The organism is Flavobacterium sp., from assembly GCF_043778725.1.
Lineage (GTDB): Bacteria > Bacteroidota > Bacteroidia > Flavobacteriales > Flavobacteriaceae > Flavobacterium.
On sequence record NZ_JAYWFT010000119.1, the window covers coordinates 21,892 to 28,507 of the forward strand.

General features: G+C 31.5%; 6 protein-coding genes, 1 tRNA gene and 1 pseudogene. 4 read left to right on the forward strand and 4 right to left on the reverse strand.

Annotation, left to right across the window (positions count from 1 at the left end):
* Positions 1 to 2 precede the first annotated feature (2 nt).
* The 3 genes from ACH2CG_RS11400 to ACH2CG_RS11410 are packed head-to-tail and all read right to left on the reverse strand — an operon-like array spanning position 3 to position 2,585.
* Positions 3 to 1,736 (reverse strand): PspC domain-containing protein, encoded by a 1,734-nt coding sequence (locus tag ACH2CG_RS11400; protein ID WP_395065265.1) that lies wholly within the window; start codon positions 1,734 to 1,736, stop codon positions 3 to 5.
* Positions 1,737 to 1,741: 5 nt separating this feature from the next.
* On the reverse strand, positions 1,742 to 2,071 hold the full coding sequence (locus ACH2CG_RS11405) for a PadR family transcriptional regulator (RefSeq protein WP_395065267.1): 330 nt from the start codon (positions 2,069 to 2,071) through the stop codon (positions 1,742 to 1,744).
* A 58-nt stretch (positions 2,072 to 2,129) separates the two neighbouring features.
* Positions 2,130 to 2,585 (reverse strand): DUF4870 domain-containing protein, encoded by a 456-nt coding sequence (locus ACH2CG_RS11410; RefSeq protein ID WP_395065269.1) that lies wholly within the window; start codon positions 2,583 to 2,585, stop codon positions 2,130 to 2,132.
* A gap of 197 nt (positions 2,586 to 2,782) precedes the next feature.
* Here ACH2CG_RS11410 and ACH2CG_RS11415 point away from each other — a divergent pair, with 197 nt between their 5' ends.
* The 4 genes from ACH2CG_RS11415 to trxB all read left to right on the forward strand — a co-directional run bounded on the left by ACH2CG_RS11415 (position 2,783) and on the right by trxB (position 5,382).
* Positions 2,783 to 3,235, forward strand: a complete 453-nt coding sequence (locus ACH2CG_RS11415; RefSeq protein ID WP_395065271.1) for a DUF4442 domain-containing protein — start codon at positions 2,783 to 2,785, stop codon at positions 3,233 to 3,235.
* Between the two features lie 65 nt (positions 3,236 to 3,300).
* Positions 3,301 to 4,137 (forward strand): GIN domain-containing protein, encoded by an 837-nt coding sequence (locus ACH2CG_RS11420; protein ID WP_395065273.1) that lies wholly within the window; start codon positions 3,301 to 3,303, stop codon positions 4,135 to 4,137.
* 81 nt (positions 4,138 to 4,218) lie between these two features.
* Positions 4,219 to 4,293: transfer RNA gene (locus ACH2CG_RS11425), tRNA-Pro, on the forward strand.
* A gap of 141 nt (positions 4,294 to 4,434) precedes the next feature.
* Positions 4,435 to 5,382, forward strand: a complete 948-nt coding sequence (trxB, locus tag ACH2CG_RS11430) for a thioredoxin-disulfide reductase (RefSeq protein WP_395065275.1) — start codon at positions 4,435 to 4,437, stop codon at positions 5,380 to 5,382.
* 307 nt (positions 5,383 to 5,689) lie between these two features.
* Here trxB and rho read toward each other — a convergent pair.
* Positions 5,690 to 6,538, reverse strand: a pseudogene (gene rho / locus ACH2CG_RS11435) (transcription termination factor Rho); the annotation flags it as partial.
* Positions 6,539 to 6,616: the final 78 nt, after the last annotated feature.

A 6,616-nucleotide genomic window follows, 5' to 3' on the forward strand; every position in this document is an offset into this window, starting at 1 on the left:
GATTAATTAGTTTTAATGATTATTCCGTGTTCGTCAATTGTTAAACTTCCTGGTTTTCCTTTAGTAGTTTGAATAACTTCTTTTCCGTTTACTTTTACTGAAATTGTTTTAATCGAATCGTTATCTTGAGTTACATTTACATCTTCTGTTTCAACATCGCCATATTCATTTTCATCGGCAGGACAATTTAAACATTTTACTTGAGATTCGCCTACTTTATAAACGTATTTACCTGAACTAAAGTGGATATTAAAAAAATCGTCGTCAGATCTATCAAAGTTTTGAACTGTTTCATCTACTTTTAAAATCGTTCCTTTAGGTAAATACAAGAACAATTCTACACTTTGATTTCTAAATTTATTTGCCACTTCAGTCAACAAATAGTTATCAAGGATTAATTGATTTCCTACAATTTTATAACTGTATTTAATTTTTTCTGCACGTTTTTTAGCTTCGTCTGCTGTTTTTCCTACTGCTAATTTTTCAACTTGAATATAAGGAGCAACTTCATCAGTTTTTAAAACTTCAATAGTTACATTGTTTGAATAAATTACTTCATTATTATTTTCATCTTGCGTTAATTCAAAATCTGAATGACGGTAATTATCTTTAGAATAAAAATCATTGTTTTTCATTTTAATAAAAAGAGTGTCATTTGGAGTCAAATTGATAGTTTCCTTTTTTACCTCTTTTCCATCATAAGCAATTTGAGTGGCTTCATTTATTCCCAGTGAAATCAATATTCCAACTGCAATAATCCAAACGGCAAGCAAACTATATTTTGCTATATTTCCTATTGATCTTAAATTAGTTACCAATAATTTCAATCCTAATATCAAGAAGAAAAACATTGGAATTCCTGCTGCCAACAAAAATAAAATTCCTTGTGCCCAAAGCGGAGTTTCTAACCCAATTGGTGTGCTAATGTGATTGATTATAGTGTTTTTTGGCAATGATGATGAAAACATTAAAACAATAGATGCAATGCATATTCCTAGTAAAGAAATTGATGAAATAACCACAATTATTGCTCCCAAGACTTTTGCAAAGGCACTAAAAATACTAGTAAAAATATCACCTAATCTGCTTCCTGCAGATTCTGCACTTGATTTTACTCGGTTTCCTAATTCGTCATAATTTACATTTTTTATTTTTTCAGAAACACTGTCAAACTCTTCTCTAACTTTTTTTTCAATGTTAGAAATAGTAACAGGAGCACCAGTCATTTCAAGTTTTTCAGATGTTGTAATTGCTTTAGGCATGGCAATCCATAAAACTAAATATGCAATAAGACCTGTTCCAAATCCGAAGAATAAAATTAAAAATAAAATTTTAATCCAAGTTGAATCAATTCCAAAATAATGTCCAAGTCCAGTACAAACACCACCAATTAATCCTCTATCTTTATCTCTGTATAATTTTCTTTTACCAGTTGATGTATAATTAAAAGTTTTTGTTTCCTCAGCATCATCGTCAATTCTATAGTCTTCTGGTTGACCCATAACTTTAACAACTTCATCAACATCTTTATTATTGATAACGTGTTTATCGCTTTTTTGTCTTTCTGTAAAAAGTTCGGCAACACGCATTTCGATATCTTTCATGATTTCATCTTTACCAGAAGAATTAGAAAGTGAACGTTTTATTGCGTCAAAATATCTTGATAACTTTTGGTATGCATCTTCATCTATGTGAAAAAATAAACCACCTATATTAATATTTACTGTTTTGTTCATGATTGTTATTTTTGATTGGTTATGATGTTTACAGCGTCAGACAACTCTGTCCAGGTACTGTTTAATTCGTTTAAAAATGTTTTTCCTAATTCAGTCAACTCATAGTATTTTCTTGGTGGTCCAGATGTAGATTCTTCCCAGCGATAATTGAGCAAACCATCGTTTTTTAATCTTGTCAATAGCGGATAAACTGTTCCCTCTACTACAAGCAATTTAGCGTTTTTTAAAGTGTCTAATATTTCAGATGTGTAGGCTTCTTTTTCTTTTAAAACAGATAAGATGCAAAATTCTAAAACACCTTTACGCATTTGAGCTTTTGTGTTTTCAATGTTCATAATTCGATTTTGATTTTTTGATTAAACTATTCATTTTTTGATTGATGATGATTAAATATTATTTAAAAAACGGAATGCTTAGCGGATATTTGTAACGCTCTCCATTAGTTGCTTTTACAGCGGCATATATTATAAGTATAAATTCTATAACTTTTAGAAATCCAAAGATTAATGCAGCAATAACTACTAAAGTTATTTTTCCAGAAATAGCACTAAAATTAAAATCATGAAATTCAAAATCACATCCATGAAAAGCAGTTCTAAAAGCAATATTATTTAGTACCAAATAAATGATTACTGGAATTGCAATTAAACACAATATTAAACTGTAAAGAAAAATACTCAATTGAAAATTCAACGCTTGCTTTCCGTTGTAATCAATAAATTCTGAGTCATTCTTCTTTGAACTCCAAATAATAATTGGAAAAATAAAATTTCCAAAAGGAATAAAATACTGAGTCAAAGCACTTAAATGTGTTAATGATGAAATTGTTCTTTCGTTAGATGTGATCATTTTGTTTGATTTAAAATTGATGATTGAAACCCAAAATCAATAATACTATATATAGACTATTAATTTCTTATACAAAGATACAACCAAAAAAAGGTATCATGTATTACAAAGTACTTAAATTTAACGTTTTTTTAACAAATGAGTTTTAGTATGAATGCATAGTATTTTTTGTATATTTACAACAAAATCAATACTTCATGGAATTTTCACCTGCTAAATTAAACACTTTTTTATTCTTTAAATTACCTTCTGCTTTTTGGTGTGGTGTAAGAGTAAAAACAATTTCTCCACTAAAATGTGAAGCTACGGTTAAACATAGATGGCTAAATCAAAATCCGTTTAACTCGATGTACTTTGCAGTGCAAGCAATGGCAGCCGAACTTACAACTGGAGCTCTAGTAATGTATCAAATAAAAAAAAGTGGCAAAAATATATCCATGTTAGTAGCCAACAATAAAGGTAGTTTTACAAAAAAAGCAAAAGGCAGGATAACTTTTACATGCAATGATGGTCATTTAATAGAGGCGGCAATACAAAAAACAATTGCGACTGGCCAAGGAGAAACGCTTTGGTTAAAATCTATTGGTGTTGATGAAAAAGGCGATCAAGTCTCGGAAATGGATTTTGAATGGAGTGTTCGCGTAAAATAATAAGAAGTATTTTATAATTCTTTTAACAAAGCTTTTTATAAATTTGACATCAAATTAAAATAAGAATGAAAAAATCAATATTACTACTTGCATTAGTCCTTATAAGTTCATCAGCCTTTTCTCAAAAGAAAGAAAAAGTAAAAGGTTCTAAAATTGTTACAACAGAAATAAAAAAAATAGAAAATTTTGAAGCCCTTGAAGTTTTAGATAATTTAGAAGTTTTTCTAGTAAAAGGAACTCAATGCGGATTAGAAATTGAAGCCGACGACAACCTTCATGACGCAATAGATATAGTTTTAAACGGATCTACATTAAAATTATCAACTTTAAAAAGTGCATTTGGCTATAAAAAATTAAGCATCAGAATTACTTATACAGATGATTTTAAATCTGTAATTGCACGAAATGAAGCTTCAATTACTGCGCTTGCCAATGTAGAATTAGATTCGGTTACTTTTAAAAGTTATGATGAATCTAACTTGTTTTTAAATTCTAAATCCAAAAACATAACCATTTTAATGGATGATAAATCGAAAGCAGAATTAAATTCTAAAGCAGAAAAGACAAACATTACTCTAAGTAAAAATGCAAAACTTAAAGCTTTAATCACTTCTAAAGAACTAACATTTGATATGTATCAAAAAACTGATGCTGTTGTTGAAGGTGATATAGACAGTTTAAAACTTCGACTTGACAACAATGCGGCATTTGAAGGTAAAAAATTAATCACTAAAACAGCAGAACTAACTGCAGAATTATATTCGAAAGTAAGTATTTTAGTCGATACAAGTATAATTATAGAAGCCTCAGGAAAATCGGAAATTCAATTATTTGGTGATCAAAAAATAGAATTAAAGCGTTTTGTTGATAGCGCCATTTTAATGAAAAAACCAACAAAATAATTTTTTTGAAAATTATTTTGTTTAGTCTTTGAAAAGTTGATTATTGTTATATATTTGCACTCGGAATTTGTAACAAAATTTCGGGGTGTAGCGTAGCCCGGTTATCGCGCCTGCTTTGGGAGCAGGAGGCCGCAGGTTCGAATCCTGCCACCCCGACAAAAAGCTGAACTTTAAAAAGTTCAGCTTTTTTTATATACAATAAATTGAATTTATAACTAAATAGATTTTTGTCAATGAGTTTCTATTAAACTATTTTAATAAAAACTTACCTTTGCAATTCTTAAAAACAAACAAATTATGTCTGACGCAATAGAAAAAGTAAAATGTCTTATAATAGGTTCTGGTCCAGCTGGATATACAGCAGCAATTTATGCAGCCAGAGCTAATATGAATCCGGTTTTATACCAAGGAACGCAACCTGGTGGACAATTAACAACAACAAATGAAGTAGAAAATTTTCCCGGATATCCTGATGGTGTGACTGGACCAGAAATGATGGTACAACTTCAAGAGCAAGCTCAACGATTTGGTACTGATGTTCGTGATGGTTGGGCTACAAAAGTAGATTTCTCTGGTGCTATTCATAAAGTATGGATTAATGATACAAAAGAAATTCATTGTGAAACAGTAATTATTTCTACTGGTGCTTCTGCAAAATATCTTGGTTTACCATCTGAGCAACATTATTTACAAACTGGTGGTGGCGTTTCTGCTTGTGCCGTTTGCGACGGATTTTTCTATAGAAATCAAGAAGTTGTAATTGTTGGCGCCGGAGATTCGGCTTGTGAAGAAGCGCATTATCTATCTAAATTATGTAAAAAGGTTACCATGTTGGTAAGAAGTGAACAATTTAGAGCTTCTAAAATTATGGCAGAACGTGTTCAAAAAACTGAAAACATTGAGATTTTATTAAACACTGAAACAGATGAAGTTATTGGCGACGGTCAAGTAGTAAACAGTGTGCGTGTAAAAAATAGAGTTACTGGAGAATTAAAAGATATTCCTGCAACTGGATTTTTCGTAGCGATTGGACACAAACCAAATACTGATATTTTTAAAGACTACTTAACACTAGACGAAACTGGTTACATTGTAAATATTTCTGGAACGACTAAAACCAATGTTGCTGGAGTTTTTGTTGGTGGTGATGCAGCTGATCATGTTTACAGACAAGCAATTACTGCTGCAGGAACTGGTTGTATGGCTGCTTTGGATGCTGAAAGATATTTGGCTGCTAAGGAGTAATTTGCCACGGAGACGCTAAGTCGCAAAGTTTTTTAAATAAATTACAGAAGCTGTTCCTTTATTGGAATGGCTTTTTTATTTGGAAAATATCTTTTGAAAACTGAATTTAGTTTTTTAAAGATTACTAACTAGCCCTGATAGTAATGAAAATCCTTTTATCAATTGCCTTGGGTTTAAACCCAAGGTAATTGATAAAAGATTGCAATGGATAGCAGGAAAATGGAAACCAAAAATGCCCAAGCCATTCGCTTCTAAAAATAAAAAAACCGAACATTGCTGCTCGGTTAAATTTTATAAGAAATTAAAATTAATCATTCATAGAAATCAAAAACTCTTCGTTATTTCTAGTCTTTTTAATTTTATCGTTTATGGTATCCATTGCTTCTACTGGGTTCATGTCGGCTAAGAATTTACGGAGAATCCACATGCGTTTTAGTGTATTTGGATCCAATAATAAATCGTCGCGACGCGTACTTGAAGAGGTCAAATCGATAGCTGGGAAAATTCTACGGTTGGCAATTTTTCTGTCTAATTGCAATTCCATATTTCCAGTTCCTTTAAATTCTTCGAAGATTACTTCGTCCATTTTAGAACCAGTTTCGGTTAATGCTGTTGCAATTATACTTAGTGAACCACCATTTTCTACATTACGAGCCGCACCGAAAAAACGTTTTGGTTTTTGCAATGCATTGGCATCAACTCCACCAGAAAGTACTTTTCCAGAAGCAGGTTGAACGGTATTGTATGCTCTTGCCAAACGTGTAATTGAGTCTAAAAGAATTACTACATCATGACCACATTCTACCAAACGTTTAGATTTTTCAAGAACGATATTAGCGATTTTCACGTGTTCCATTGGTTCTCTATCGAATGTTGACGCGATAACTTCTCCACGAACACTACGTTGCATATCGGTAACTTCTTCTGGTCGTTCGTCTATCAATAAAACAATTAAATACACTTCTGGATGATTGGCAGCAATAGCATTGGCAATGTCTTTTAACAACATTGTTTTACCCGTTTTGGGTTGCGCAACAATCATTCCACGTTGTCCTTTTCCTATTGGAGAAAAAAGGTCGATAATTCGTGTAGAAGTACTTGCTTGCTTGCCTGCAATATTGAATTTTTCTTGAGGAAATATTGGTGTTAAGTGTTCGTGGAGAAGTTATCGCGTCAACATTCGATAGAGAACCAATGGAACACGTGAAAATCGCTAATATCGTTCTTGAAAAAT

Excerpts from the sequence above, each read along its gene's own strand:
- ACH2CG_RS11415 (WP_395065271.1), top strand. The coding sequence starts at position 2,783 with ATGGAATTTTCACCTGCTAAATTAAACACTTTTTTATTCTTTAAATTA.
- ACH2CG_RS11400 (WP_395065265.1), bottom strand. The coding sequence starts at position 1,736 with ATGAACAAAACAGTAAATATTAATATAGGTGGTTTATTTTTTCACATA.
- trxB (WP_395065275.1), top strand. The coding sequence starts at position 4,435 with ATGTCTGACGCAATAGAAAAAGTAAAATGTCTTATAATAGGTTCTGGT.
- ACH2CG_RS11405 (WP_395065267.1), bottom strand. The coding sequence starts at position 2,071 with ATGAACATTGAAAACACAAAAGCTCAAATGCGTAAAGGTGTTTTAGAA.
- ACH2CG_RS11420 (WP_395065273.1), top strand. The coding sequence starts at position 3,301 with ATGAAAAAATCAATATTACTACTTGCATTAGTCCTTATAAGTTCATCA.
- ACH2CG_RS11410 (WP_395065269.1), bottom strand. The coding sequence starts at position 2,585 with ATGATCACATCTAACGAAAGAACAATTTCATCATTAACACATTTAAGT.